The following is a 24,833-nucleotide window of genomic DNA, read 5'->3' on the forward strand; positions in this document are numbered from 1 at the left end:
GGCTATGCAGCTCCTTCCAGCGTGCGGGCGGTGCCGCGGTACTGCTCCCAGGTCCAGCCGAGGGTCCGGCGGGCCATGATGCCGACGGCGTGGCGGCGGTACCGGGCGGTGCCGCGGACGTCGTCGATGGGGTTGCAGGCGCCGGAGGCGAGCTCCGCGAACTGCTTGGCGACGGAGGGCGTGATGATCTTGCCGCTCTCCCAGAAGCCGCCCTCCTCCAGCGCGGCGTTCAGGAAGTCCTCGGCCGCCTCGGCGCGCACGGGGGTGGGGGCGGCGGAGCCGATGCCGGTGCGGACGGTGCGGCTCTCGGGGTGGAGCGCGAGCCCGAAGGCGCACACCGCGATGACCATGGCGTTGCGGGTGCCGACCTTGGAGTACTGCTGCGGTCCGTCGGCCTTCCTGATGTGCACCGCGCGGATCAGCTCGTCGGGGGCCAGGGCGTTGCGCTTGACCCCGGTGTAGAAGGCGTCGATCGGGATCATGCGGGAGCCGCGGACGGACTCCGCCTCGACCTCGGCGCCCGCGGCCAGCAGGGCGGGGTGGGCGTCGCCGGCCGGGGAGGCGGTGCCGAGGTTGCCGCCGACGCCGCCGCGGTTGCGGATCTGGGGGGAGGCCACCGTGTGCGAGGCGAGGGCCAGGCCCGGCAGCTCGGTCCTCAGGCTCTCCATGATCGCGGTGTAGGGGACGGAGGCACCCAGCCGGACGCTCTCGCCGCCGACCTCCCATTCGGTGAGGTCGCCGATGCGGTTGAGGTCCAGGAGGTACTCGGGCCGGCGGTGGTCGAAGTTGATCTCGACCATCACATCGGTGCCACCCGCGATGGGGACAGCTGTGGGGTGCTCTGCCTTCGCAGCGAGCGCCTCCTCCCAGCTGGCGGGGCGAAGGAAGTCCATGAGCGGCTCTCTTCTTCTTGATCGAACGTGATCGGGGTCCGTCGCAACGGGCCCGGGACGGCCGGCCCTCGACTGGATGTTCATGCGCTGTTCATGCGATGTGGTCCAGTACACAAGCCGCCACCGGCGGGGTGCAGTCACCGAAACCATGAAGGAGTTGGCTGGCCGCCTCCCTCGTCTTGTAGATTCGAACGAAAGGCGGACACCGGCAACCTCACCGTTTCCCCCCGGAAACCGTGGCCACGGCTTTCCGCCTGGTACCGGCCAACCAACGACAGATCGGCGGCGACGACATGCGGCTGCGCGCACTGCTGGAGACCGATGCGCTGGGGCTGCGCCTGCTCGGCGGCGAGGAGGAGCTGGACCGCGGGGTGCGGGGCGTGATGACCACCGACCTCAAGGACCCGAGCCGCTACCTCTCCGGCGGGGAGCTCGTACTGACGGGTCTGGCGTGGCGGCGCGGCCCCGAGGACTCCGAGCCGTTCGTACGGATCCTCGCGGGCGCCCAGGTGGCGGGGCTGGCGGCGGGCGAGGCGGAGCTCGGGGACATCCCCGACGATCTCGTCCAGGCGTGTTCGCGCCACCGGCTGCCGCTCTTCGCGGTGAACGAGTCCGTTGCGTTCGCGACGATCACGGAGCATGTCGTCCGCCAGGTCTCCGGGGAGCGGGCCGGGGACCTGGCCGCCGTCGTCGACAGGCACAGACGGCTGATGACCTCCGGCCCCACGGGCGGCGGCCCCGACGCGGTGCTCGACCTCCTCGGCTCCGACCTGGACCTGCGCGCCTGGGTGCTGTCCCCCACCGGCCGCCGGATCGCCGGCCCCGGCGAGGTGCTCGCCCGGCCGACGGCGGCCGCCCTCGCGGGCGAGCACCTCGCCGCCGTCCGGGCGGGTCGGCGCGCCCCCCACCGGGCCGCCGTGGACGGGACCACGTACTCGCTGTTCCCGATCCGCAACACCGCGCGAAGCGGCGGGACCGCCGCCCGTGACGTGCGCGAGCAGGTGCTCTCGGACTGGCTGCTGGCCGTCGAGGCCGACGCCGCCGACTGGCCCGCCGCCCGGCTGGACCTGCTCCAGGGCGTCACCCAGCTGATCGCGGTCGAGCGGGACCGGCGCGAGGCGGCCCGCACGGTGCGCCGCAGGCTGGCGCAGGAGGTGCTGGAGCTGGTCCAGACGGGTGCCGCACCGGCGGAGATCGCCGCCCGGCTGCGGGTGGCGGCGCCGGTGCTGCTGCCGGGCCTCGGCACGGCGCCCCACTGGCAGGTCGTGGTCGCGCGGGTCGACTGGGGAGGTCCGCAGGCGGACTCCGAGCCCGGCCCGGTCGCCCAGTCCCTGCTGGAGGAGGTGCTGGTGGACCCGGCGGTGGCGGGTACCGAGTCCGCGGACCGGATCGCCGTCGCCCACACGGGCGACGAGGCGATCGCGCTCGTGCCGCTGCCGCCGCTGGGGCCCCCGGGCGCCGACGGGGAGGGCGGGCGGGGTGCGGCACCGGACGCGGACGCGGGCCTGCACGCCGACGCCCTGCTCTCCTCCGTGCAGGAGCCGCTGTCCGCGGGGCTGGGCGACGACGGACGCCTCACTCTGGGCGTCAGTGCGGCCGTGCACTCCGCCGAGGGGCTGCGCGGGGCGCTGGAGGAGGCGCGGCACGCCCGCCGGGTGGCCGCCGCCCGCCCCGGGCGGGTCTGCGCGGCGGGCCACCACGAGCTGGCCTCCCATGTGCTGCTGCTGCCGTTCGTGCCGGACGACGTCCGGCGGGCCTTCACCGCACGGCTGCTGGACCCGCTGAGGGACTACGACCGCAGGCACCGGGCGGAGCTGATCCCCACCCTGGAGGCGTTCCTGGACTGCGACGGCTCCTGGACGCGCTGCGCGGGCCGGCTGCACCTGCACGTGAACACGCTGCGCTACCGCGTGGGGCGCATCGAGCAGCTCACCGGCCGGGACCTGTCCCGGCTGGAGGACAAGCTGGACTTCTTCCTGGCGCTGCGGATGTCCTGACGGCCCGGCACCCGCCGACCCGCGCGGGCGGCGGTCCGGACGGACTGCCCCACACGGGCGGCGGTCCGGACGGACGGCACCCGGGGCGCGAACCGGACACCGCACGGCGCCCGGGGTCCCGGGCGGCACCGGCCCGTCCTCCGGCCGTGCGTCGCCGCGCACCGCCCCGTCTACGCAGCCGTCCACCCGCCCGGCGACGCACGCGCCCCGATCGCTGCGCATTCCGGCGTAGGCGGCGTCCGCGTCCGGGCGGGGACGCCGTCCGCGGCCGTCGCCCCGACCGCCGGGGGCGCGCCCCGGCGGGGTGCGGCGCGGCGCGTCACCCGCCCGGCCGTCCGCCGCCCTCACCCGTGGGGGTCGAGACGGGTACCGCCGGATTGACGACGAACGGGCCGGTGGGGAGGGGTCCCTGACGGCGCGGCCGGCAGGCCGGCCCCGCTCAACCACGGGGGCCGCCCGGGTTCCGGCACCGCAGGCGACCGTTCCCACCGCGACCCGGTCGGCCGCCGAAAGATTGTGAACCAATTCACTCGACCCCTTGGCCCGGTGCGCGGATCCGTGCTGAGATTCCCTCCTGACTCGACAGCTCAATGGCGTGCTAGGGGAGGGCAAGTGGCGCATACCGCCATGTCTGGTTCCGGAACCACAGCAGGTGACGATCCCCTCCAGACCGCGGTATGGCGGCTGCGCTCGCGCGGCTGTTGGACCGACGCTGCGGCTCTCCTGACGGACCGCGCGGACGAGCCGGCGGCGGCTCTGGAGCGGGCCGGGCTGCTCGTCGAACGGTGCCTGTTCACCTCCGAGGGCTGGGCCGAGGCCGAGGACGCCCTGCGGACGGCCGAGGCCGTGGCGGGCGACGACGAGGAGCGCGGCGGGGCCGCGAGCGAGCGCGGCAGGCTGGCGTACGCCGCCACCCGGCTCGGCGTCCGGGACCGTGCGGACGAGGCGCGCTCGGCGCTGGGCCGCGCGGCGGCGCTGCTGTCGCCGGCCTCGCCCCGCCGCCCGCTGCTCGACTTCCGGCGGGGGCTGGTCGCCGAGCACATCGGCGACGCCCCCCAGGCGGCGAGGGCGGCCTACCAGCGGGCGCACACGGGCGCGGAGGCGCAGGAGGACCCGCTGCTGCTGTCCTTCACCTGGGAGCAGCTCGCGGGGATCGCCCTGGCGGAGGGCGATGCGGCGGCCGCCCGGACGGGGTTCACCGAGTGCCTGCGGATCCGCGAGGAACTCGGCTACCTCGTGGGCACGGTGCCCGCGCTCGCCGGGCTCGCGGACTGCGCCCCCGACCCGGACGCGGACCGGCTCCGGGCCGAGGCGCGACGCCTGTTCCGGCTGCTGGGCGGGGTGCCGGTGTCCCTGGCGGGGCGGCTCTCCGCCGTCCCCGCCCAGCCCTCCCCGCCCACCCACCCGGAGCCGGCCGCACCGTGAGAACGCGCCGCAGGGAGGGCGACGTACCGGAGCCCCGGACCCGCTGGGACGAGATCACCACCGGGCTGTGGATGGGCGGCCATGTGTGGTCCGACGGCGTGCTGGCGCATCAGGACGTGGTGGTGGGCCGCGAGTTCGACCTGGTGATCAGCCTCTGGACGCGCAGCGGGCACGGTCCGGCGGGCGGCGTGGAGCACCGGGTGGCGCCCATCCCGGACGACTGGCTGACCGCCGGGGAGATCGACACCGTGCGCCGCCTGGCCGTGCTCGCGGCGGACGCGGTGCGCGACGGGCGCAGGGTGCTGGCGCGCTGCTACTCGGGCTACAACCGCTCGGGCCTGGTGGTGGCGCAGACCCTGATCGAGCTGGGGCACGACAGCGGCAGCGCCATCGACCGCGTGCGGCTGCGGCGTTCGCCGTGGGCGCTGCACAATCCGGCCTTCGAGCAGTATCTGCTGACGGGGCTGGACGTGGCCTCGCTGCTGTCGGGGCTGGACCCTCCGCCCTGACGGGGCCCCGGGGCACCGGCCCGGGTGGCGGCGTCAGCGGAGGAAGGGCAGGACCTGCTCCGGGAACAGCAGGGCCAGGACGAAGCCGAGGGCGACGGCGATCCAGATGAAGGTCCACACCCCGCCGCGGCGGACGGGCGCCCGCTCGGGCGCGCTCCAGGCGCGCCAGCCCTCCGGCTCGGCGCGACCGCGGCGACGGCGGCGCAGGCGGCCCGGCCCGCGGCGGCGTGCGGCTTCCTCGTCCCGGCGGCGCAGGCGCCCGGCGACGATGCGCGAGCGTGCGGAGGGTTCCTTCGGCGCCCGCAGCCTGGCCGGGCCCTCGCTCTCGATCTGGAAGGCCTTCCACTCCTCGTCGGAGTAGGACGCCCGCGGTTCGTCGGGCTGCTCGTCGGCCATGGCACCCCCTGACACCCGCGACGGCTCCGTCCGCCCTGGACGGAGGGGCTCCCAGGGTAGTCCACCCATGGCCACGATGTGACCGAACGTGATGCGTGCACGACGGGCCCGGTCACGGCCGGGCGCGCCTCCGCCCGCCGCGGGGCTCCGGTCGCAGGGCCGTGCGAGCGGTTGCGGGCGGCCGCCCGGTGCGGGCGGAGCACGCGGCCCCTCAGTGCGGGCGGAGCGTCACGAGCGCCTCGTCGGTGGCCACCACGAGTTCGCCGGACCGGGTCGCGGCGACCGCCCGCACCGCGGGACCCGGCCGGAAGCCCGGGGAGGGGCCCGGCCCTGGGCCGTACAGCTCGGCCAGGCCGTCGGCCCAGGCCACCGCCACCGCCGGGCCCCACTCGGTGACCGCCGCATGGAGGGCCACGACGGCGTGGCCGCGCTCGGCGAGTTCCTCCCCGCCCGCCGCCCGGCCGGTCCGCCCGGGGCGCCAACGGCGGACCGCGCCGTCGGCGCCGCCGCTGAACACCACCGGCCCCGCCGCGGCGAGCGCCGTGACCCGGCCCGCGTGGAGCGCCGCCTGGTCCAGCCCGGCCGGGCCGAAGGCGTGCACCGACCCGGTCCGGTCCCCCACCGCGATCGCCCCGCCGCCCACGGCGAGGGCCGTGCCGGGGTGGACCTCCAGCGTCGCCGTCACGGCCCTGGTGAGGGCGCTGCCGGGGCCGCGGGTCCGCAGGCGCCCGCGCTCGTCGAGGATCAGCAGGGTGGCGTCGGGCAGTGCGGCGAGGGCACGGATCCGGGCGGCGGTCGGCACCGTCACCGGGCGCCGCTCGTCGAGGCCGTGCACGGTGCCGGAGCGGTCGGCGACCAGGAGCCGGCCCGCGAAGTCGGCGAGGGCCACCACGGGCCCGGGAGCCTCCCACCGGTCGGCCACGGACCAGTCGGCGGCGGCGGCCAGGGCTCCCAGCGCGGCCCTCAGCACCGCGGGCGCGTCCGGGGGAAGGGCGGCGAGCAGGACCAGGGCGCGGTCGGCGGGCGCCTGCTCCCGCACCAGCGCCTGCCCCGCGTGCAGCCAGGCGGTGCGCAGCCCCCCGCGGTCGTCCTCGTCGGCCTCGAAGGCCGCCGTCACCTTCAGGGGGTCCGCCGAGCAGAGGGCGGCCGGGTCGCCCCGGTCGGGGTCCGCCGGCGGGGGCGGGGCGGGCTCCGGCCCGGGCGCCCGCTCCCCGGAGGGTTCGAGGACGATCCGCCCGTGCCCGAACTCGCCCAGTATCCGGGCGAGTTCGCCGAGCTTCTCGGGGTCGTGCCCGAGCGGGGCGAGGCGCACCGGGCCGCGGGGCGGCCCGGAGAGCAGGGCCGACTGGAGTTCCGCGGGCGTCGTGGCCACCACACCGAGCTGGTTGGCCACCGCCCAGACCGTGCCGCGCACCGATCCTCCCGTCAGGCGTCCGAGCCGGAGATGTGCCCGCGGACCAGCGAGCGGACGGCATCGAGGTCCCGCGCGATCAGCGCCTCCAGCAGGGCCGTGTGCTCGGCCGCGTCCGCGGCGAGGACGGCCCGGTCGGCGGCCGCGGCGCCGGGGGCGGGCGGCGGCCACCGGGAGCTGCGGTGCAGCTCCTCGGCGAGCGCGAGCAGCCGCCGGTTGCCCGCGAGGGAGAGCAGGGCGCGGTGGAAGGCGCGGTCCGCCTCGGCGTACGCGGCGCGGTCCCCGGCGGCCGCGGCGGCGGCCGTCGCCTCGGCGAGCGGGCGCAGTTCCTCCCACCGCCCGGCGGGCACGGTCGCCGCGAGCCGCAGGACCACGGGCACCTCGATCAGCGCCCGCACCTCGGCGACTTCGGCCAGCTCGGCGGCGGAGCGCACGCAGACGCGGAAGCCGCGGTTGGGGACCACTTCCACGGCGCCCTCGGAGGCGAGCTGCTGCATGGCCTCCCGCACCGGGGTGGCCGAGACGCCGAAGCGCGCGCCGAGGGCGGGAGCGGAGTAGACGTGCCCGGGTTGCAGTCGGCCGTCGGCGAGCGCGGAGCGCAGCGCCTCCAGGACCTGACCGCGCACGGAGTGGCGGCGCACCGTGCGGGGAGCCGGACCGGGCGGCGGGGCGGCAGGGGCCGTGCCCGGGACGCCGGGCGCGGGGCGGGGGCCGCCGAGGTCCCGCGCCGGTGAGGGGGCTCTCGCGGCGGGCACGGCCGACGGCGCGGGCGGCCCGGGCACGGACGGCGGCCCGCCGGGCGCGAGAGGGGTCCGGACGGGGACGCGGGGGGCCGGTACGGACGGCAGCGCCTCGGCGTCGCGCACGCGCGCCTGCTCCATGGGAACCTCCTCCGGCCGGAGCGGCACCGCCGATGTGCGCGATGCCCGGTGAGCACGATAGGCGGGCAGGGCGGCAGGTCAAACACCACGATGATCGGGTAAGGTAAGCCTAACCTGCTGACGATCGCGATTCGGTGGCCCCGGCATGACCGTTCCCGCACTGCTCTCCGGCCTGTCCTCCCCCGTCGGGGCGGCCTACACACGCCTGACCGAGGTCTTCGGCGGCCTACGGGTCACGGAGCTGTCGGCGGCCGACGCGGCACCCTCGGGGCCGGGCTGGGTGGCCGCGGAGGAGCTCGCCGCGGGCGGCCCGGCTCTGGAGGCGTTCCTCGCCTGGGACGACGCCCAGGTCCTGAGCGACTACGGGCGGCGCGCCCGGCCCGACGTGACCGCGAGCTTCGGCCTCCACCGCTACGCCTGGCCCGCCTGTCTGCTGGTCACCGTGCCCTGGTTCCTGCTCCGCCGGGTGCCCCGGCTGCCCGTCGGCGCCGTGGCGTACCACCGGGGCGCCGGCGAGATGGCGGTACGGGTCGGGAGCTTCGCCTGCCTTCCGGGCGACCCGGCCGCCGCGCTGCCCGGTGCGCGGGTCGTGGCGGACGAGGAGGCACTGCGGGGCGAGGTGCGGGCGGCCGTCGCCGAGCACCTCGGCCCGGTGCTGGACGGTTTCCGCCCCCGGATGCGCCGCGGCAGCAGGGCCCTGTGGGGCATGGCGACGGACGAGGTCGTCGAGGGCCTGTGGTACGTCGCCCACCTCCTCGGGGAGGAGGAGCGGGCCATGGCGGAGCTGGAACTCCTGCTGCCCGGCACCACCCGCCCCTACGTGGGCACCGCCGGGTTCCGCCGCCTGGCCGCCCCGGGCGGCGGCTCGCTGCCCACGCGGGACCGGGCGAGCTGCTGCCTGTTCTACACCCTGCGCCCCCAGGACACGTGCGTGACCTGCCCGCGCACCTGCGACGAGGACCGGGTGGAGCGCCTGCTGCGGTCGGCCTGAGAACCCACTCGGACACCCACCGCCCACGTCCCTCGTTCGAGCGAGTCGATCTCGAACACATCCCGATCATCATGCGTACCCGTTCGACCGGATCGCACCTATCCGTGCCGTGATCCGCCTCATTGGCGTTCACTTGCCCCGAAACCCCCTGGGGCCCCTTCGCGGTCGGCCACTATGTGCGCCGGAACGCCTACCGCGATGCAAGGGACACCGCATGAGACTGACCGACATATCGCTGGACTGGCTGCTGCCCGGCGGCGTGATGATCCTCGGGGTCCTTGCGGCGGTCGCGGTGCTCACGCGCGCCAAGCGCGGCGGCGACACCGACAAGGCGGCCGAGGACTCCTGGGAACGCAGCGAGGAGCGTCGGCGGCGCAAGGAGGCCGTCTACGGCACCGCGTCCTACGTCCTCCTCTTCTGCTGCGCCGCCGTGGCCGCGGCGCTCTCCTTCCACGGGCTCGTGGGGTTCGGGCGACAGAACCTCAACCTCTCCGGCGGCTGGGAGTACCTGGTGCCCTTCGGACTGGACGGCGCCGCCATGTTCTGCTCCGTGCTCGCGGTGCGCGAGGCCAGCCACGGAGACGCCGCCCTCGGCTCCAGGCTGCTGGTGTGGACCTTCGCCGGGGCCGCCGCCTGGTTCAACTGGGTCCACGCGCCGCGGGGCATCGGGCACGCGGGCGCCCCGCAGTTCTTCGCGGGCATGTCGCTGTCCGCGGCGGTGCTGTTCGACCGGGCGCTCAAGCAGACCCGCCGTGCGGCGCTGCGCGAGCAGGGCCTGGTGCCCCGGCCGCTTCCGCAGATCCGCATCGTCCGCTGGCTCAGGGCTCCGCGGGAGACCTTCGCCGCCTGGTCGCTGATGCTGCTGGAGGGCGTGCGCTCGCTGGACGAGGCCGTGGACGAGGTGCGCGAGGACCGCAGGGAGAAGCAGCAGAACCGGATGCGGCGCCGGGACCAGGAGAAGCTGGAGCGCGCCAGGATCAAGGCGTACAACCGCCAGCACCGGTCCTGGGGGCTCGGACGGTCCTCCCGGCCGGCCCAGCTGCCGGCCCTGGGGCCGGCGGGCGGCCAGCCGGGACAGGCGGCAGGGGGCTCGATGGTGGAGTCGGCGGGGTCCGTCGTGGAGCCCGCCATACCCGAGCCGCCTCAGCTGCCGGTACGTACCAGGCCCTCGCTCCAGGCGGTCGGTACACGCGGCCCTGAGCCGGTCACCGTGGACCTGACGGCGGAGGACGACACCCAGACGCTGCCCCGGCTCGACTCCCTGGAGCGCAAACTCAAGGATCTGGAGCAGCAGTTCGGCTGAGTACGGCAGGGCCGCCCGTCCACCGCGGGCGGCAGGCACCGGACCGGGCGGATCCCGCGCCGTGGGGCGGGCGGGGCCGCCCGGTCCTCCGTGCGCGCACCGCGGGCGGCGGACGCTACGCGGCTCCCGCGTGCAGCTCGAACCAGATGACCTTCCCCACACCCTGCGCGGTACGCACGCCCCAGGCGTCGGCGAGGCTCTCCACGAGGACCAGTCCGCGTCCGGAGGTGCCGAGCGGAGGGTCCTCGGGCGCCCTGCCCGGATCGGGGTCGGGGGCGTCCCTCACGGGCAGTCCGGCCACGAAGTCGCGGACCTCCACGTGGAGTCGGCGGTCCTCCACCGTCGCCGTGACCACGGCGCCCCGGTCGGTGTGGATCAGGGCGTTGGTCACCAGTTCGCTGGCCAGCAGCTCGGCCACGTCGACGGCGTCCACGGTGTGGTCGGCACCGGGGCGCGCGGCGTCCGCGCCGGGCTCGGGCCACTTGCCGAGCAGGTCGCGTAACGCGTGGCGGACCTCGGGCACGGCCGTGAGGTCACCGCTGCAGAGTCTCCTGTGCAGCCGTCCCCGCACTTCGGTGCCCCCGTGACGTCCTGTCATGTTCCCCCCACTCGGGCCGAGTCCGCACTGCGTGTCCGTTCATGGTTCGTAGACGTTCACGGGATGCATGCCCCACCGGCGGAACGCCACGCATGGGATTCGCCCGTACCGGAAGGCGGGCCTCAGCGCGGGGGACGGTGCGTAGGCCGGATCGGGCCATGCGGGGCGGCCGCCCCGGTCCTCATGACTCCCACACCGCCACCGCCGTGCGGTCGTCGGCATAGCCCTTCACCCGCAGCTGGGCGTCGGCCAGGAACTCCGCCATGCCGGGCGGCTCGGCTCCCGCCCAGCGCAGTGCCAGTTCACGGGCGAGGGCGGCCTCGCCCCGGAAGGGGTCGGCGAGCCCGGCGCCGCACAGCAGCAGGGTGTCGCCGGGGCGGGCCACCGAGGCACGGAAGCGGAACGGCTCGGCGGGCGGCGGGAGCGGGTCCCCGGCATCGGCGCCGGGCGGTGCGGCGACGCTCAGGTCCAGGGTGAGCCGGTCCCCGCCGGGGCCCGCCTCCGGGACGCCCCGGGCGGCCGGTCCCCGCTCGGGCGAGCCGTAGCCCACGACGGGCCCGCCCGTCGCGGGGGCCGCCGGTTCCAGGTCGTGCCAGGCTCCGTCGCGCAGCCGGAACAGCCCGCCGGGTCCGACGCCGAAGAAGACCCGGGTGCGGCACCCGGGGTCGGCGGGCAGCAGCAGGCAGCGCAGCCCCGCGGTGTACTCCTCGGGGGCGATGCCGAGTTCCGCGGCACGGGCGCGCAGCCTGCCGTAGCCCCGGTCGGTGAGCCGGTGCAGGCCGGACTTCAGGTCGTCGCGGCGGCCGGCCCTCATGTCGTCGGCGAGCCGGGCGTGGCTGCGTCCGATCGCCGTGCAGATCCGGCGGCAGAGCTCGGCGGCCGCGAGCGGCGCGTGACCGGTGTGCCGGCTGCCTCCCGCGACGGCGACGAGGACGAGCGCGGCCTCCCCGGTCCCGAAGCGCGCGGTCATCAGCGCGTCGCTGCGCGGGGCGCCCCGGAAGCGTGCGGAGTCGCCGCGCACGGAGGCCGCGCGCAGGGTGAAGGTGCCGTAGCGCGCGCCGTCGAGGACCGTGTCGGGAACGACCCGGTCCGGCGCCAGGGGATCGGCGGCGGGCAGCGCGGTGGGGTCGGGCTCGTAGGTGGGCGGTCCCGCCCCCACGACCTCGACCCGGGGTCGCGGCACGGCGCCCGGCGGCTCCGGCGCGGTGCGCCCCGCCGCCTTCACCGGGCCCCCGGGGCCGGCCGCTCCCGCGGCGGGTTCCCCGGCCGGCTCCGGCGGCACCGGGGGCGGCGCGGTGCGCTTCCCCCGGGCGGCCGGGCCCCCGGGGCCGGCCGCTCCCGCGACCGGCGGGCGGGCGGGAGGCGGCGGCGTCTCGGGAGGCGCGGGCGGGGGCGGCGGTCCGCCCGCCGGGTCCGCCGCACACCCGGCCGCCCCCGCGGGAGCGACGGGCGGAGGTGGGGGCGCGGTGGGCGGGGGCGGGGCCTCCCCGGGAGCGGCGGCGCGGCCGGGGAGGCGGGGGTCGGGGGCCCCCGGCCCGGCGGGCGGCCCGCCCGCGCCCTCCGGGGGCCGGGACAGGGCACCGGCGGCCGAGTCGAAGCGGTCGTCCAGGCTGTCGCCGGCCGGGGCGGGCGGGGGGCCCGCGTCCGGGGCGCTCTCCTCGTAGAGCCGCCGCCACCACTCGTCCTCGGACCGCGGGCCGACCGGCGGCCTCTCCCCCTGATCGCTCATGCCGGTATCTTCCACCGCCCGCCGTCCCGAAAAACGGTGTCCGCCGAAAAATGGCAATACGACGCAAGGGGCCCCGGCGGCGGCGCAGGTGGTCCGCCAGGCGACCCAACCCCCCACGGGAAGATCGCCCGGCGGACCCTTCGTGGTCAGCGCACGGCGTTTGCGCCGACCACGAGCCGGTGGGCGGGGGCGCCCGGCGGGGCGGCACGGCGAGTGTCGGCCCTCTGCCGTGTCCGCGGGTCCGGTACGCCCTCCCGCGGGGTATCACGCGCACGACACCGCGTCGCGGCGGGACCGTCCGAGGGCCGGGGCACCACCCGGGCGGGGCGGGGTGACGGGCGCATGGCCTTCACCTCCGGGCCGGGCCGCGAACAGGGACGAATGCCGCGCATCCGGAACTCCTCGGCTCCGCGGTGGCGCCCACCTTGGCAGACGGCCGCCCGCTGCGGGGATGATGTCGGCTGGCGGGTTTACGCCGTGGCCGATTTCCGCCAGGGCAGGGACGGCGCCCATGTCAGGGGAGGTCCGCGGTGGCGGCAGTGACACCAGGGGAGGTCAGGCAGTGCTGGGAGCGATAGGTCTGGACGAGAGGCAGGAGACGGCCTACCGCGCGCTCGTCGCGCTGGGAGCGGCCGAGATCGGCCATCTCGCGCACCGGCTCGCACTCACGGAAGCGGAGACCGAGAGGGCGCTGAGGCGCCTGGAGCAGCACGGCCTGGCGGCCCCGTCCTCGGCGGGTGCGGGCCGGTGGGTGGCCGCACCGCCCGGGGTGGCGCTGGGGGCGCTGCTGACCCAGCAGCGGCACGAGCTGGAGCGGGCGGAGCTGGCGGCGGCGGTGCTGGCCCAGGAGTACCGCGCGGAGTCGGCAGGGGCGGCGGAGCCGGACGTGCGGGACCTGGTGGAGGTGGTGAGCGGGGCGAGCGCCGTGGGCCACCGCTTCGCCCAGCTGCAGCTGGGCGCCGTGCGCGAGGTCTGCGCGCTGGTGACGGGGAAGCCGGTCGCGGTCCGCGGCACGGACAACGAGGCCGAGGAGAAGGCGGCCGGGCGCGGCGTGTCCTACCGGGTGGTGGTCGAGCGGGAGGTGCTGGCCCTCCCGGGCGGGGTCGGCGAGCTGACGGCGGCCCTCGGGCGCAACGAGCAGGTCCGGGTGGTCGACCGGGTACCCACGAAACTGGTCGTCGCGGACCGCTCGCTGGCGATGGTGCCGCTGACCGGGCGGGGCTCCGAGCCGGCCGCCGTGGTGGTGCACGGAAGCGGCCTGCTGGAGTCGCTCATGGGTCTCTTCGAGGCGGTGTGGCGGGACGCACTGCCCCTGCGGCTTCAGGGCGGCGACCGGGTCGCGCAGGCCGTCGCGGCGGGCCCGGACGCCCTGGACCTCCAGGTGCTGTCCCTGCTGCTGGCCGGGATGACGGACGCGAGCGTCGCCAAGCAGCTGGACCTCGGTCTGCGTACGGTGCAGCGCCGCGTCAAGGGACTGATGGAGCTGACCGGGGTGACGACCCGGCTCCAGCTCGGCTGGCACGCCTACGCCGAGGGCTGGGTGGCCCGCGAGCACGCGGACCGCGGCTGAACCCGCGCCCCCGGGCCGCCGACCGCTTCTCGGGCGCGCTCCGTCCGGGCGGCTGTGCGCCCCGGCACCCTCCCGGGCCCGGACGGGGCGGCCCCGGGAGGGTGCCCGTGCCGGGCGGGCGTGCGGTTGTTCCTGCACGCTGGGCAGATGGGCGTGTGGCAGCAGCTGTTGGTCGGCAGCGTGATGCTGCTGGGCCTGCTGGGAGTGCTCGTCCCGGGCGTGCCGGGGCCGTGGCTGGTGTGGGCCGCGGTCCTGTGGTGGTCGCTGCACGAGCTCTCGGGGCCCTCCTGGGCGCTGCTGGTGGGGGCGACCGTGGTGCTGCTGCTCACCCAGGCCGTGGTGTGGCTGCTCCCGCAGCGCCGCCTCCGGGGAGCGGGCGTCACCCGGCGTACGGCCGTGTGGGCGGGTCTGGGCGCCCTGATCGGCTTCGTGGTCGTCCCGGTGGTGGGGGCGCTGCCGGGCTTCGTCGGGGGGACCTACCTCTGCGAGCGGCGACGGCTCGGGGGCCACGGGCAGGCGAAGGCGTCGACGCGGGCGCTGATGCGGGCCGGGGGGACGAGTGTGCTGGTGGAGCTCTTCGGCTGCCTGCTGGTCGTGGCCGCCTGGGTCGGGGTGGCGGTGACGGCCTGAGCCCCGGACCAGGGCCTTCACCACCGTGCAAGCCGGGCGCACCGTTGGAGTGAGAAGGGTCCGGGAATCAGGTCAACCGCCCGTGTCACGACCGCCCCGCCGGAGCGGCGCTCCCGACGATGCCCGGTATGAGACCCATCTCCCAGCGCCTCACCGCGCTCCGTTCGCGCGCCGGTTCGACCGGCGTCGCCTGCGCCGTGCTGGCCACGGTCATGCCCGTCCTGACCCTCGGGCTCGGGGCGGCGCCGGCCGCCGCCGCGCCACTCCCCGGCGGCCTCGGTCCCTGTGTGCCCGGCGACTGCCCGGACCCGTTCCCGCCGATCAACAACGACGCCGATTTCAACGGCCGGGACGCCGCGATCAACATCTTCGTCGGCGACGACTTCCTGGTGCGGGGCCGGGCCGCGGAGGCCGAGGGCCGGGTGGTCGTGCTCGACGACTTCGACCAGAACAAGGAGGCCGATGGCAGCAGCCTCTACAACCTGGGCATCGTCGGGGTCGGCTCCCGTGTGCCCCCGCCCGCCGACGCGGACTTCCTGACCACGGGCGGGAACGTGACCGTGGCGGACGGGCAGACGCTGGACACGACGGGCGGCGTGGTCGGCGAGCCGGGCACCGTCCGGCACGCGGGGACGGCCGACGGCGATTTCACCGGGACGCTCGTCCAGGACGATGACGCGGCCGCCCCCTACCTCGCACTGCGCGACCAGCTGTCGGAGGCGAGCCAGTGCTACGCGCGGGTGGGCGGAGAGCCGCGCACGCCGACCGGCACGGCCGTCAACCAGGGGTTCCAGACGACGTTCACGGGAGACGGCACCTCGCCCCTCCAGGTGTTCAACGTCGACTTCGACATGGTCGGCACGGCGGGCGCGCAGCAGGGCGTCGTCTTCGAGAACGTCCCCGACGACGCGACCATCCTGGTGAACGTCTTCGGCACCGACCGCGTGCTCAACACCTACAGCGGCGGCATCGACGACAGCACCGACCCGCTGAACGCCTATCGCGAGCGCCTGCTCTGGAACTACCCGGACGCCACCTCGGTGGAGCTGACGGGGACGGGCCAGTTCCAGGGCAGCTTCCTGATGGGTGAGCAGTCCTCCATGACCACGGTGGAGCTGCCGGGCATCAACGGCCGCTTCTTCACCACCGGTTCGCTGACGCACACGAGCGCGGCCACCGGCGGTGGCGGGCAGGAGCTGCACGCGTACCCGTTCAACGGGGACCTGCCCGAGTGCGGCGAGGAGCCGGGGCTCGGCGACGTCGGCATCCTCAAGACCGACCTTGAGACCCAGGAACCGCTGGCGGGGGCCGAGTTCACGCTCTGGCGCGAGACCAACAACGTCCCCGGGCTCCAGACCGAGGGCACCGACCGCGACAGCATCATCACCACCTGTACCACCGACACCGACGGCCTCTGCACCGTCACCACGATGCCCGGCACCTACTACTGGGAGGAGACCGCCGCACCCGACGGCTACGACCTCCCCGACCCCAACGTCTTCGGCCCCCTCACCCTCACCGAGGACAACGCCACCGAAGGCGTGCGCACCGAAGCGTCCAACACCCCCACCGCCGCCACCACCGGCGACGTCAGCATCCTGAAGACGGACGCCGACACCGAGGAACCGCTGGCGGGCGCCGCGTTCACCCTCTGGCGCGAGACCAACAACATCCCCGGGCTCCAGACCGAGGGCACCGACCCCGACACCACCGTCACCACCTGCACCACCGACACCGACGGCCTCTGCACCACCAACACCACCCCCGGCACCTACTACTGGGAGGAGACCGCCGCACCCGACGGCTACGACCTCCCCGACCCCAACGTCTTCGGCCCCCTCACCCTCACCGAGGACAACGCCACCGAAGGCGTGCGCACCGAAGCGTCCAACACCCCCACCGCCGCCACCACCGGCGACGTCAGCATCCTGAAGACGGACGCCGACACCGAGGAACCGCTGGCGGGCGCCGCGTTCACCCTCTGGCGCGAGACCAACAACATCCCCGGGCTCCAGACCGAGGGCACCGACCCCGACACCACCGTCACCACCTGCACCACCGACACCGACGGCCTCTGCACCACCAACACCACCCCCGGCACCTACTACTGGGAGGAGACCGCCGCACCCGACGGCTACGACCTCCCCGACCCCAACGTCTTCGGCCCCCTCACCCTCACCGAGGACAACGCCACCGAAGGCGTGCGCACCGAAGCGTCCAACACCCCCACCGCCGCCACCACCGGCTCGATCGACCTGGTGAAGACGGACAGCAAGAACGGCCGGCCGCTCGCGGGCGCCGTGTTCGAGCTGTGGCGCGAGTCCAACGGCACCGCCGGCCTGCAGACGGGCGGGACCGCCCCGGACACCCTCCAGGACGCCGGGTGCTCGACCGACACGGCGGGCACCTGCTCCTTCGAGGACCTGCCGCTCGGCGCGTACTACCTCCGGGAGACCGCGGTGCCCGAGGGGTACGTGCTGCCGGACAACCCGGTCTCCGGCCCGTACGCGGTGACCGAGGAGAACAGCTCCACGGGCGTGGACGTCGCGATCGGCAACACCCGCGGTGAGCCCTGCAAGGGCAAGGACTGCAAGCCCGGCAAGGGCGGGAACGGCCGGCACGGGGTGTAGCGCCTCGCCCCCGGCCCCGGCCGCTCACCGGTTCGGCCGCCCACGCCTGGGCGGCCGGACCGGGCAGCTGATGGACTGGCAGGGCCCCGGCGCTCTCTCCAGGAGGTTGTGACGTGCGCCCTGCCCGACTCCCCCGTGCCGTGGCCGCCTCGGCGGCCGCGGCACTGCTGTGCGCGGCCGCCGTACCGGCGGCCTCCGCGGCCCCCGCCGGCGACGCCTCTGCGTGCACGGCGCCCACCGGCCCCTACCAGCGGCCGCTGGAGCGGTACCTCGACCGGCCGGTGGACGGCCGGCAGTCCCCGGAGGACTGCCGCGCGATCCGCGCCTTCCAGGCCGACTACGGCACCTCGCGCACGGACGGCTATGCCGACCTCGGCACGTACCGCACGATGGTCGCGGCCGAGGCGGCGCCCGATCCCAACGCGGCGGGCGACTGCCCCGTCCGCTCCTTCACGGTCACCTGCGTCGACATGGACCGCCAGCTGCTGTGGGTGCAGAGCGGGGACCGGGTGGACTTCGGGCCGGTGCCGATCCGGACCGGGCGCGACGCGCAGGAGACGCGGCCCGGCTGGCACACGATCTACTGGCGCAGCAAGGACCACGTCTCGACGCTCTACGACGACGCACCCATGCCCTACGCGCAGTTCTTCGACGGCGGCCAGGCCCTGCACGGCCACCCGGGGGACCTGTTCGACGGAGGCGGCTCGGCCGGGTGCGTGAACCTGACCGTCGACGACGCCGCGAGCCTGTGGATGCTGCTGGACGTCGACGACAGCATCTACGTGTGGGGCACCAAGCCCGGGACGGCCGACTGAGCCGCGCCCCCGGTGCGGGACGCGGCGAACGGCCGCGTCCCGCACCGGGGCTCCGCGGGCGGGTCAGCGCACGCGGCCGCGCTTGGCCTCCATCGCGGCCTTGCCCTCCGCACTGCGGAGTTTCCACTCCCGCCGCAGTTCCGCCCGCACCCGCGCATCGGTCTTGGCGACGATGCGCACGTTCTCGCGCTGGAGCTTGCGGTAGCTCTCCAGGCGGCGGTGGTCGAGGCTGCCGTCGTCCAGGGCGGCCAGCACCGCGCAGCCCGGTTCCGCCTCATGGGCGCAGTCGTGGAAGCGGCAGTCCGCGGCCAGGTCCTCGATCTCGGAGAACACCTGGCCCACTCCGTGGCCCGCGTCCCAGAGCCCCACACCCCGTACCCCGGGAGTGTCGATGAGCACTCCGCCGCCGGGCAGCGGCAGGAGGTTGCGGGTGGTCGTGGTGTGGCGGCCCTTGCCGTCGGCGTCCCGGGTGGCCCGGACGTCCATGACGTCCTCGCCCAGGAGCCGGTTGGCGAGGGTCGACTTGCCCGCTCCGGAGATGCCGAGGAGCACGCTGGTGCCGGTGGAGACGATGGCGGCCAGCACCTCGACCCCCTCGCCGGTGGCGGAGCTGACCGGCAGCACCTGGACGCCGGGTGCCACGGTCTCCACGTCCTGCACGAGGTAGGACAGTCCCGTGGCGTCGGGGACGACGTCGGCCTTGGTGAGGACGACGAGGGGCTGCGCCCCGCTCTCCCAGGCCAGGGCGAGGAAGCGCTCGACGCGGCCGAGGTCGATGTCGACGGCGAGCGAGACGCAGATGACGGCGTGCTCGACGTTGGCGGCGAGGATCTGGCCCTCGGAGCGCTTGGAGGAGGTGGATCGCACGAAGGCGGTGCGGCGCGGCAGGACGCAGCGGGCGTAGCGCGGGTCGCCCTCCGGGTCCACGGCGACCCAGTCCCCGGTGCACACGACGCGCAGCGGATCGTGCGGGGTGACGAACTCGGTGTCGGCCTGCACGGTTCCGGCGGCGGTGACGACGTCGCACCGGCCGCGGTCGACGCGCAGGACACGGCCGGGCAGCAGGCCGCGTCCGGCGTGGGGGGCGAAGGTGGCGGCCCAGTCCTCGTCCCAGCCGTAGGCGGTGAGGACGTCCTGGCCGGAGGAGGTGGAGGGGGTGTCGAACGGAGCGTGTGACAAGGGGAACCCTTCGGAGGGTGGCCCCGGCGGCGCGCTCTGCGCGCGGAAGTCGAGTGGGTGTCAGCCGGAGGCCACAGGGGTGGGAACGATGAACTCCTGAATGCGGGCAGCGCCCGTCACCGTGACAGTCATCAATGTCCTCACCTCCTGCTTCCTGCTCAGCGGACCGAATCCGCTCCGTCGACGGCGGCACGGGGCCGCCTCTCGGAACGGACAGAACCATAGCCCCTCCCCGGCGCACCGCACCACCGTGTTTTCCGGAGGCCGGCGGCCGGTGGGGCGGCACGGGCCGCCCGGGCCGGGCCGGTGCGGCGGCCCGGCCCGGGCGGGCCGGTGCGGCGCTCGTGGAGCGCGGCGGCGCAGGCTCTCACACGCCGCCCTTGCCGAGCAGTTCGACCAGGGCGTCCGCCGCGGGGGCCGAGGAGGCCGGGTTCTGCCCGGTGACCAGCAGACCGTCCGTCAGCACGTAGGGCTGCCAGTCCTCGGTCCTGGAGTAGAGGCCGCCGAGGCGAGCGAGCTCGTCCTCGACCAGGAAGGGCACGACGCCGGTGAGCTGGACGGCCTCCTCCTCGGTGTTGGCGAACCCGGTGACCTTCCGGCCCGAGACCAGCGGGGTGCCGTCCTCGTCGACGGCGTGCCGCAGCGCCCCGGGGGCGTGGCACACCAGTCCCACCGGCTTCCCCGAGCGCAGCGTCGACTCGATCAGCCGGGCCGAGGCCGGGTCCTCGGCCAGGTCCCACAGCGGTCCGTGGCCGCCGGGGTAGAAGACCGCGTCGAAGTCGCCGGACGACACCGAGTCCAGGCGCACGGTGTTCGCCAGCGCCTCGGTCGCCTCCGGGTCGGCCTCGAAGCGCCGGGTGTCGTCGGTCCGGAAGCCGGGCTCGTTGCTCTTGGGGTCCAGGGGCGGCCTGCCGCCCCGGGGCGAGGCGAGCACGAGCTCCGCACCGGCCTCCTTGAAGCGGTAGTACGGGGCCGCAAGCTCTTCCAGCCAGAAGCCGGTCTTCAGGCCGGTGTCGCCGAGTTCCTCGTGGGACGTGAGAACGATCAGGATCCTCATGGTGTGCTCCTAAGAAAATAGACCAGTCTACTATTCGATGCGGGGGTGAACCCCTGCGGCCGGACCGGACACGGGGGGCGGGCCCGCTACAGGTGCAGGAGCCCGCGGGTCACGGCCGTGGCGGTGTCCAGCGGCGCCGGACTCCGATGGATCTTGGACATCACGCTCGCACCCAGCCACATGCCGTACAGGGCCTGCGCGACCTCCCGGGGGTCGCCGTCCACCGCGAGGGAGCCGTCCTCCAGGCCGTCGGCGACGGCGCGCCCGATGCGGTCGACCACGGCGCCCGTGCCGTCCTTCAGGGCCAGGCGCATCGGCTCCGACAGGTCGGCGACCTCGGCACCGAGCTTCACGGCCAGGCACCTGCCCTGGCACTCCCCCGCGCTCTGCGTCTCCCTCCACTGCCGCCAGTAGTCCATCAGCCGTTCGGCCGACGAGCGGCCGGAGCGGGAGAGCACAGCGTCCATGTCGGCCAGGTAGTCCGCGAAGTAGTCCCTCAGGATCGCCTCGCCGAAGGCGTCCTTCGAGGCGAAGTAGTGGTAGAAGGACCCCTTGGGCACGCCGGACTCCGCCAGCACCTCGTTGATGCCGACGGCGGAGTAGCCCTTCCGGGCCATGATCTGCCGTGCGGTGTCGAGGATGAGCCGACGGGTGTCCGCACTGCGCGTGGTGACCGACATGCAGGGAACGTACCACCGGAATAGACCGGTCGTCTAGTACGGCCTCCGCGGACCGGCCGCAGGTCAGGCGTCCGGGATGCGCCGGGCACGGGTCCACTCCGCGAGCTGCGCGGCCGTGAAGGCGGTGACCACCCGCTCCGGTGGGACGCCGCAGCGCTCGGCGCGGTCGCAGCCGATCAGCTGCCAGTCCAGCTGCCCGGGCGCATGGGCGTCGGTGTCGACGGCGAAGAGCACGCCGGCCTCCACCGCGCGGCGGAGCAACCGCAGGGGCGGATCCCTGCGTTCGGGCCGGGAGTTGACCTCGACGGCCGTGCCGGTCTCGGCGCAGGCGGCGAAGACCCGGTCCGCGTCGAACCGGGACTCCGGCCGGGTACCGCGCTCCCCCGCGACCAGGCGGCCGGTGCAGTGCCCGAGGACGTCGGTGAGGGGGTTCCGCACGGCGCGGACCATCCGGCGGGTCATGGCGGGGGCGTCCATCCGCAGCCTGGAGTGGACGGAGGCGACGACGAGGTCGAGGCGGTCGAGGAGTTCGGGATCCTGGTCGAGCGTGCCGTCCGGGAGGATGTCGCACTCGATACCGGTGAGGAGCCGGAAGGGCCGCCACCGCCGGTTGAGTTCGGCGACGAGGTCGAGCTGCTCGCGCAGCCGGCCGGCGCTCAGGCCGTGGGCCACCGTGAGGCTGGGCGAGTGGTCGGTGAGGACCGCCCACTCGTGGCCGAGCCTCCGGGCGGTGGCGCCCATGGCCTCGACGGGACTGCCGCCGTCGGACCAGTCGGAGTGGAGGTGGCAGTCGCCGCGCAGGGCGGCGCGCAGGGCCCGGCCGCCCTCGGCGAGGGGCTCGGCGGCCTGTTCCTCCAGGCGGGCCAGATAGGCGGGGGTGCGCCCGTCGAGCGCCTCCCGGACGACGGACGCGGTCCTGGGCCCGACACCCCCGACGCGCTCCAGGGTCCCCGCCTCCGCGCGGCGCGCCAGGTCCTGCGGATCGAGGGCGGCGAGGGCGGACGCGGCAGTGCGGAAGGCCCGGACACGGTAGCTCCCGGCGAGGGAGCGCTCCAGGAGGAACGCCACCCGGTCCAGGGCTTCGAGGGGATCCATCGGCACCTCCGGCCTCGGCGCGGGCCCTCCTGCCAGTGAACCCCGCACGGGGAACGCCGTCCAACACACAGACGTCCAAGGCGCCAACCAGACTTCACCTTTCAATCAACGATTCAAGAATGTTTCCACCTTGGCATTGCCTCCTGAATCACCTCTAACGTCTTTCTTCGGCCGTTTCCCGCGGCTACTGAACCGCTGGTCAGCAAGAGCCGGCCCGGTCACCGCCTGGGCTCGGAGGGTGACGGGTGGTGACCGGATCCCGCGGTAGGCGAAAGCGTTCTTCACGGGGATCGGTAAGACTCCTGTCCGATTACCGAAACCCCGACCCCATGGAGTGTTCGTTATGCGGTACGTCGCCAGAGGACTCGCGCTCGCCGGTCTGTCGCTCGGGCTCGCCTTCGCCCCCGCGGCCGGCACCGCGGGAGCGGCCCCGGCACCGGCAGGTGCCACGAGCCTGTACGCCCCCTCGGCGCTGGTCCTCACCGTCACCGCCGGCGAGGACGCCGTCGATGGCACGGTGCTGCGGGCCGTCACCCTGGAGTGCGCCCCGGGGGCCCGCGGCAGCCACCCCGCGCCCGAGGACGCCTGCGGCGAACTGCGCGCCCAGGCGGGCGGCTTCGACGCCAGTGTCGCGCTCGACCCGGACCGCGCCTGCACCAAGCAGTGGGACCCGGTGACGGTGACCGCCACCGGTGTGTGGGAGGGCCGCCACGTCTCGTACAGCCACACCTTCGGCAACCCGTGCGTGAAGAGCACCGCGCGCGGCGTGCTCTTCTCGTTCTGACACTCCCCGGCCCCCGCGCCCCGGCGCGCGGCGGACGGAGAGGACGCCGCCCCGCCCGGGCGGTGCACGACGGCGGCCCCGGCAGATGACTGCCGGGGCCGCCGCCTCGTGTCCGGACCCCGCACGCACCGCGGGGTACCGGGTCAGGCGCCCGGTGGCACCCGCGCGGGGCGTCCGGTTCCGCGGGTCAGCACGTACCCGCCGACGCCCGCCAGCGCGGCGAGCACGGCCCCCGCGCCCGTCCACAGCCAGCGGTCGGACCACCAGCCGGTGGACACCTCAAGCCCCGCCCGCTCCTCGTTGCGCTGCTCCTTGGCCGAGACGCCCGGCACCAGGGGCTCCGCCAGGGCCCCGTCCACCGCGTAGGCCCCGCCGACCTCCTTGGAGACCGCCTCCATTTCCGCGCGCACGGGCAGCCCCAGGTCCTCCTCGGGCAGCGCGGTGACGGTCAGCCGGACGTAGTAGCTGCCCGGCAGCGGGTCACCCTCCCACGGGTCCGCGAGGGACCGCACGGGCCGCAGCGTGCAGGCGAGGTCCACCGACGACGCCTCGGCACCCGCGGCCCGGCTCTGCATCCCGTACATGCAGGGCTGGCGGCGGCGCAGGCCGTCGTAGACGTCGATCCGCCAGGTCGAGGCGCCGTGCCGGGCCGCGGACTCGGGCAGGGTCACCGTGGCGCGCACCGTGGGGCGCTGGCCCGCGTCGGCGGTGAAGACCCAGTACAGGTAGTCGCCGCTGGAGGCGTTCGCGGTGGCGAGCTGCCCCTGCCGGACGGGCGTCGCCGTGCGGAAGGTCGTCCCCGCCTCGGTCGGTCCCCCGCCCTCGGTGGCCGTGCCGTCCGAGGACGAGGGCGAGGGGCTCTCGGCGACGGCGCCCGGCGCCGCGCCGAGCAGCGCCGCGGCGGCCAGCGCTCCGGCCGCCAGGATCCTGGTGATACGCATCAGTTGGTCCTCCAGACGGCGACGCGCCAGCGCGATACCCAGCCCCACAGCAGGCCGGCGGCAAAGCCCACGACCACGAGCAGCCCGAGCAGCCACCAGCCGCGTCCCAGGCCGAAGGAAGCCACGTCGGCCGCCTCGTCCGGGGCGTCGACGACGTCGACCGTCAGCTCCAGCGGCAGACCGGGCTCGCTCGTGACACCCGGTGCGGCGGAGAAGGAGTTGCTCACCTGGAGGCAGACCACCTCGGCGGCGGATGCCTCGACGTCGTCGTCCGAGGGCGCCTTGGGGTAGCGCAGGCCGGTGGATATCAGGTCCGTCCGGCCGTCGCCGGCCTCCGAGCCCCGCACGATCTCCCGGCCGTGCACGGTCACGGCACGCATCAGCACGCCGTAGTCGCGCTCGACCGGGCGGTCGGCGGCGATGCTCACCGAGGCCCGCAGCTCCTGGCCCGGCCGGACGTCGACCCGGTACCAGCGGTGCTCGCCGAAGGCCTCGCGGTCGGTGTAGAGACCGGGGGTGAGCACGGGGGCGTCGGCGCAGCGCGCGGCGCCTTCGAGGGGCACGGGCGTCACCACCGGGTCGGCGGCGCGCTCGACCAGCTGGCTGACCCTGCCGGAGAGCTCCTCGGTGTGCTGGACGGAGGTGTAGGTGCCTCCGGTGGCCTCGGCGATGCAGCGCAGCTGCGCCCGGGTCTTGGCGTCCGGGACCAGGCCCAGGGTGTCGATGACGAGGTGGATGCCCTTGGCGGCGATATCGCGTGCCACCTCGCAGGGGTCCAGGGGCGCGCAGGTGTCCTCGCCGTCGGTGATGAGGACGATCCGGCGGGTGGCGTCCCCGCCCGCCAGGTCGTCGGCGGCCCCGAGCAGGGCCGGGCCGATCGGGGTCCAGCCGGTGGGTGCGAGGGTCGCCACGGCGGTCTTGGCCTCGGTGCGGTCCAGCGGGCCGACCGGGTAGAGCTGCCGGGTGTCCTTGCAACCGCGCTCGCGGTCCTCTCCCGGGTAGTCGGCGCCGAGCGTGCGGATGCCCAGCTCCACGTCCTCGGGGACGGCGTCCAGCACTTCGTTGAACGCCTGCTTGGCGGCGGCCATCCGGCTCTGGCCGTCGATGTCGCGGGTCCTCATCGAGCCGCTGACGTCGAGCACCAGCTCGACCTTCGGGGGTTCCTTCGCCGCCGGTCCGTCGGCGGCGGTGGCGGGGGCCGGAGCGGCGAGCCCGGCCACCAGAGCCGCGAGCAGGGCCCAGGCCCCAGCCGCAAGGCGTTTTCTTGTGATCATCCGGCGGATGGTAGTGAGCCGCCGCCGCAGAGCCAAAACGCGCCC

22 protein-coding genes are annotated in these 24,833 nt (G+C 75.4%); 10 read left to right on the forward strand and 12 right to left on the reverse strand.

Going from position 1 to position 24,833, the window contains the following annotated elements; translation table 11 throughout:
- Positions 1 to 2 precede the first annotated feature (2 nt).
- Entirely contained in the window at positions 3 to 893 is an 891-nt protein-coding gene (locus NPS70_RS01230) for a xanthine dehydrogenase family protein subunit M (protein WP_256521664.1), read from the reverse strand.
- A gap of 293 nt (positions 894 to 1,186) precedes the next feature.
- On the opposite strand from NPS70_RS01230, the gene NPS70_RS01235 reads away from it, so the two are divergent.
- The 3 genes from NPS70_RS01235 (at position 1,187) to NPS70_RS01245 (ending at position 4,824) form a co-directional block, all read left to right on the forward strand.
- Positions 1,187 to 2,890 carry a PucR family transcriptional regulator gene (locus tag NPS70_RS01235; protein WP_256522197.1) on the forward strand — a complete coding sequence of 568 codons (1,704 nt, stop codon included), beginning with the start codon at positions 1,187 to 1,189 and terminating at the stop codon, positions 2,888 to 2,890.
- Positions 2,891 to 3,517: 627 nt separating this feature from the next.
- Positions 3,518 to 4,315, forward strand: a complete 798-nt coding sequence (locus NPS70_RS01240) for a hypothetical protein (RefSeq protein ID WP_256521665.1) — start codon at positions 3,518 to 3,520, stop codon at positions 4,313 to 4,315.
- Complete coding sequence (locus tag NPS70_RS01245; protein WP_256521667.1) at positions 4,312 to 4,824, forward strand: protein phosphatase; 513 nt, start codon at positions 4,312 to 4,314, stop codon at positions 4,822 to 4,824. The genes NPS70_RS01240 and NPS70_RS01245 overlap by 4 nt, the downstream gene beginning before the upstream one ends.
- A gap of 33 nt (positions 4,825 to 4,857) precedes the next feature.
- On the opposite strand, the gene NPS70_RS01250 is transcribed toward NPS70_RS01245, so the two are convergent.
- The 3 genes from NPS70_RS01250 to NPS70_RS01260 form a co-directional block, all read right to left on the reverse strand.
- Positions 4,858 to 5,220, reverse strand: a complete 363-nt coding sequence (locus NPS70_RS01250; protein WP_256521669.1) for a hypothetical protein — start codon at positions 5,218 to 5,220, stop codon at positions 4,858 to 4,860.
- 211 nt (positions 5,221 to 5,431) lie between these two features.
- Positions 5,432 to 6,634 (reverse strand): hypothetical protein, encoded by a 1,203-nt coding sequence (locus NPS70_RS01255; RefSeq protein ID WP_256521671.1) that lies wholly within the window; start codon positions 6,632 to 6,634, stop codon positions 5,432 to 5,434.
- Between the two features lie 11 nt (positions 6,635 to 6,645).
- Complete coding sequence (locus NPS70_RS01260) at positions 6,646 to 7,512, reverse strand: GntR family transcriptional regulator (RefSeq protein WP_256521673.1); 867 nt, start codon at positions 7,510 to 7,512, stop codon at positions 6,646 to 6,648.
- A 145-nt stretch (positions 7,513 to 7,657) separates the two neighbouring features.
- On the opposite strand from NPS70_RS01260, the gene NPS70_RS01265 reads away from it, so the two are divergent.
- On the forward strand, positions 7,658 to 8,503 hold the full coding sequence (locus NPS70_RS01265; RefSeq protein ID WP_256521675.1) for a (2Fe-2S)-binding protein: 846 nt from the start codon (positions 7,658 to 7,660) through the stop codon (positions 8,501 to 8,503).
- A gap of 214 nt (positions 8,504 to 8,717) precedes the next feature.
- Entirely contained in the window at positions 8,718 to 9,806 is a 1,089-nt protein-coding gene (locus tag NPS70_RS01270) for a DUF2637 domain-containing protein (RefSeq protein ID WP_256521685.1), read from the forward strand.
- Between the two features lie 115 nt (positions 9,807 to 9,921).
- On the opposite strand, the gene NPS70_RS01275 is transcribed toward NPS70_RS01270, so the two are convergent.
- Both NPS70_RS01275 and NPS70_RS01280 read right to left on the reverse strand, forming a co-directional pair.
- Positions 9,922 to 10,404 (reverse strand): ATP-binding protein, encoded by a 483-nt coding sequence (locus NPS70_RS01275; protein WP_256521687.1) that lies wholly within the window; start codon positions 10,402 to 10,404, stop codon positions 9,922 to 9,924.
- A gap of 181 nt (positions 10,405 to 10,585) precedes the next feature.
- On the reverse strand, positions 10,586 to 12,133 hold the full coding sequence (locus NPS70_RS01280) for a protein phosphatase 2C domain-containing protein (protein WP_256521690.1): 1,548 nt from the start codon (positions 12,131 to 12,133) through the stop codon (positions 10,586 to 10,588).
- A gap of 562 nt (positions 12,134 to 12,695) precedes the next feature.
- Here NPS70_RS01280 and NPS70_RS01285 point away from each other — a divergent pair.
- The 4 genes from NPS70_RS01285 (at position 12,696) to NPS70_RS01300 (ending at position 17,778) form a co-directional block, all read left to right on the forward strand.
- The gene (locus NPS70_RS01285) at positions 12,696 to 13,703 is read left to right on the forward strand and encodes a helix-turn-helix transcriptional regulator (protein WP_256521693.1); all 1,008 of its coding nucleotides are present in this window, start codon (positions 12,696 to 12,698) and stop codon (positions 13,701 to 13,703) included.
- A gap of 147 nt (positions 13,704 to 13,850) precedes the next feature.
- Positions 13,851 to 14,333, forward strand: coding sequence for a DUF456 domain-containing protein (locus tag NPS70_RS01290; protein ID WP_256521694.1), 483 nt, complete (start codon positions 13,851 to 13,853; stop codon positions 14,331 to 14,333).
- A 128-nt stretch (positions 14,334 to 14,461) separates the two neighbouring features.
- The gene (locus NPS70_RS01295) at positions 14,462 to 16,963 is read left to right on the forward strand and encodes a SpaA isopeptide-forming pilin-related protein (protein ID WP_256521696.1); all 2,502 of its coding nucleotides are present in this window, start codon (positions 14,462 to 14,464) and stop codon (positions 16,961 to 16,963) included.
- Positions 16,964 to 17,076: 113 nt separating this feature from the next.
- Positions 17,077 to 17,778, forward strand: coding sequence for a L,D-transpeptidase family protein (locus NPS70_RS01300; RefSeq protein WP_256521705.1), 702 nt, complete (start codon positions 17,077 to 17,079; stop codon positions 17,776 to 17,778).
- 63 nt (positions 17,779 to 17,841) lie between these two features.
- Here NPS70_RS01300 and rsgA read toward each other — a convergent pair whose 3' ends face one another.
- The 4 genes from rsgA to NPS70_RS01320 all read right to left on the reverse strand — a co-directional run bounded on the left by rsgA (position 17,842) and on the right by NPS70_RS01320 (position 21,789).
- Positions 17,842 to 18,957 carry a ribosome small subunit-dependent GTPase A gene (gene rsgA, locus NPS70_RS01305; protein WP_256521710.1) on the reverse strand — a complete coding sequence of 372 codons (1,116 nt, stop codon included), beginning with the start codon at positions 18,955 to 18,957 and terminating at the stop codon, positions 17,842 to 17,844.
- Between the two features lie 367 nt (positions 18,958 to 19,324).
- Positions 19,325 to 20,014, reverse strand: a complete 690-nt coding sequence (locus NPS70_RS01310) for a type 1 glutamine amidotransferase domain-containing protein (RefSeq protein ID WP_256521712.1) — start codon at positions 20,012 to 20,014, stop codon at positions 19,325 to 19,327.
- An 86-nt stretch (positions 20,015 to 20,100) separates the two neighbouring features.
- A complete protein-coding gene (locus NPS70_RS01315; protein WP_256521715.1) occupies positions 20,101 to 20,694 on the reverse strand; it encodes a TetR/AcrR family transcriptional regulator in 594 nt (197 codons plus the stop codon).
- A 63-nt stretch (positions 20,695 to 20,757) separates the two neighbouring features.
- Entirely contained in the window at positions 20,758 to 21,789 is a 1,032-nt protein-coding gene (locus tag NPS70_RS01320) for a PHP domain-containing protein (protein WP_256521718.1), read from the reverse strand.
- A gap of 343 nt (positions 21,790 to 22,132) precedes the next feature.
- Between NPS70_RS01320 and NPS70_RS01325 the strand changes: the two genes are divergently transcribed.
- Entirely contained in the window at positions 22,133 to 22,573 is a 441-nt protein-coding gene (locus NPS70_RS01325) for a subtilase-type protease inhibitor (RefSeq protein ID WP_256521722.1), read from the forward strand.
- A 143-nt stretch (positions 22,574 to 22,716) separates the two neighbouring features.
- Here the strand turns inward: NPS70_RS01325 and NPS70_RS01330 are convergent, their stop codons facing one another.
- Both NPS70_RS01330 and NPS70_RS01335 read right to left on the reverse strand, forming a co-directional pair.
- The gene (locus NPS70_RS01330; protein WP_256521728.1) at positions 22,717 to 23,514 is read right to left on the reverse strand and encodes a hypothetical protein; all 798 of its coding nucleotides are present in this window, start codon (positions 23,512 to 23,514) and stop codon (positions 22,717 to 22,719) included.
- Positions 23,514 to 24,788 carry a VWA domain-containing protein gene (locus tag NPS70_RS01335; protein ID WP_256521730.1) on the reverse strand — a complete coding sequence of 425 codons (1,275 nt, stop codon included), beginning with the start codon at positions 24,786 to 24,788 and terminating at the stop codon, positions 23,514 to 23,516. The genes NPS70_RS01330 and NPS70_RS01335 overlap by 1 nt, the downstream gene beginning before the upstream one ends.
- Between the last annotated feature and the right edge of the window lie 45 nt (positions 24,789 to 24,833).

It is taken from the genome of Streptomyces sp. C10-9-1 (genome assembly GCF_024497955.1).
In the GTDB taxonomy this organism is placed as follows: domain Bacteria; phylum Actinomycetota; class Actinomycetes; order Streptomycetales; family Streptomycetaceae; genus Streptomyces; species Streptomyces sanyensis.

Excerpts from the sequence above, each read along its gene's own strand:
- NPS70_RS01280 (WP_256521690.1), bottom strand. The coding sequence starts at position 12,133 with ATGAGCGATCAGGGGGAGAGGCCGCCGGTCGGCCCGCGGTCCGAGGAC.
- NPS70_RS01275 (WP_256521687.1), bottom strand. The coding sequence starts at position 10,404 with ATGACAGGACGTCACGGGGGCACCGAAGTGCGGGGACGGCTGCACAGG.
- NPS70_RS01325 (WP_256521722.1), top strand. The coding sequence starts at position 22,133 with ATGCGGTACGTCGCCAGAGGACTCGCGCTCGCCGGTCTGTCGCTCGGG.
- NPS70_RS01260 (WP_256521673.1), bottom strand. The coding sequence starts at position 7,512 with ATGGAGCAGGCGCGCGTGCGCGACGCCGAGGCGCTGCCGTCCGTACCG.
- NPS70_RS01330 (WP_256521728.1), bottom strand. The coding sequence starts at position 23,514 with ATGCGTATCACCAGGATCCTGGCGGCCGGAGCGCTGGCCGCCGCGGCG.
- NPS70_RS01265 (WP_256521675.1), top strand. The coding sequence starts at position 7,658 with ATGACCGTTCCCGCACTGCTCTCCGGCCTGTCCTCCCCCGTCGGGGCG.
- NPS70_RS01230 (WP_256521664.1), bottom strand. The coding sequence starts at position 893 with ATGGACTTCCTTCGCCCCGCCAGCTGGGAGGAGGCGCTCGCTGCGAAG.
- NPS70_RS01295 (WP_256521696.1), top strand. The coding sequence starts at position 14,462 with ATGAGACCCATCTCCCAGCGCCTCACCGCGCTCCGTTCGCGCGCCGGT.
- NPS70_RS01290 (WP_256521694.1), top strand. The coding sequence starts at position 13,851 with ATGGGCGTGTGGCAGCAGCTGTTGGTCGGCAGCGTGATGCTGCTGGGC.
- NPS70_RS01235 (WP_256522197.1), top strand. The coding sequence starts at position 1,187 with ATGCGGCTGCGCGCACTGCTGGAGACCGATGCGCTGGGGCTGCGCCTG.
- NPS70_RS01270 (WP_256521685.1), top strand. The coding sequence starts at position 8,718 with ATGAGACTGACCGACATATCGCTGGACTGGCTGCTGCCCGGCGGCGTG.
- NPS70_RS01315 (WP_256521715.1), bottom strand. The coding sequence starts at position 20,694 with ATGTCGGTCACCACGCGCAGTGCGGACACCCGTCGGCTCATCCTCGAC.
- NPS70_RS01320 (WP_256521718.1), bottom strand. The coding sequence starts at position 21,789 with ATGGATCCCCTCGAAGCCCTGGACCGGGTGGCGTTCCTCCTGGAGCGC.
- NPS70_RS01240 (WP_256521665.1), top strand. The coding sequence starts at position 3,518 with ATGTCTGGTTCCGGAACCACAGCAGGTGACGATCCCCTCCAGACCGCG.
- NPS70_RS01335 (WP_256521730.1), bottom strand. The coding sequence starts at position 24,788 with ATGATCACAAGAAAACGCCTTGCGGCTGGGGCCTGGGCCCTGCTCGCG.
- NPS70_RS01250 (WP_256521669.1), bottom strand. The coding sequence starts at position 5,220 with ATGGCCGACGAGCAGCCCGACGAACCGCGGGCGTCCTACTCCGACGAG.
- NPS70_RS01310 (WP_256521712.1), bottom strand. The coding sequence starts at position 20,014 with ATGAGGATCCTGATCGTTCTCACGTCCCACGAGGAACTCGGCGACACC.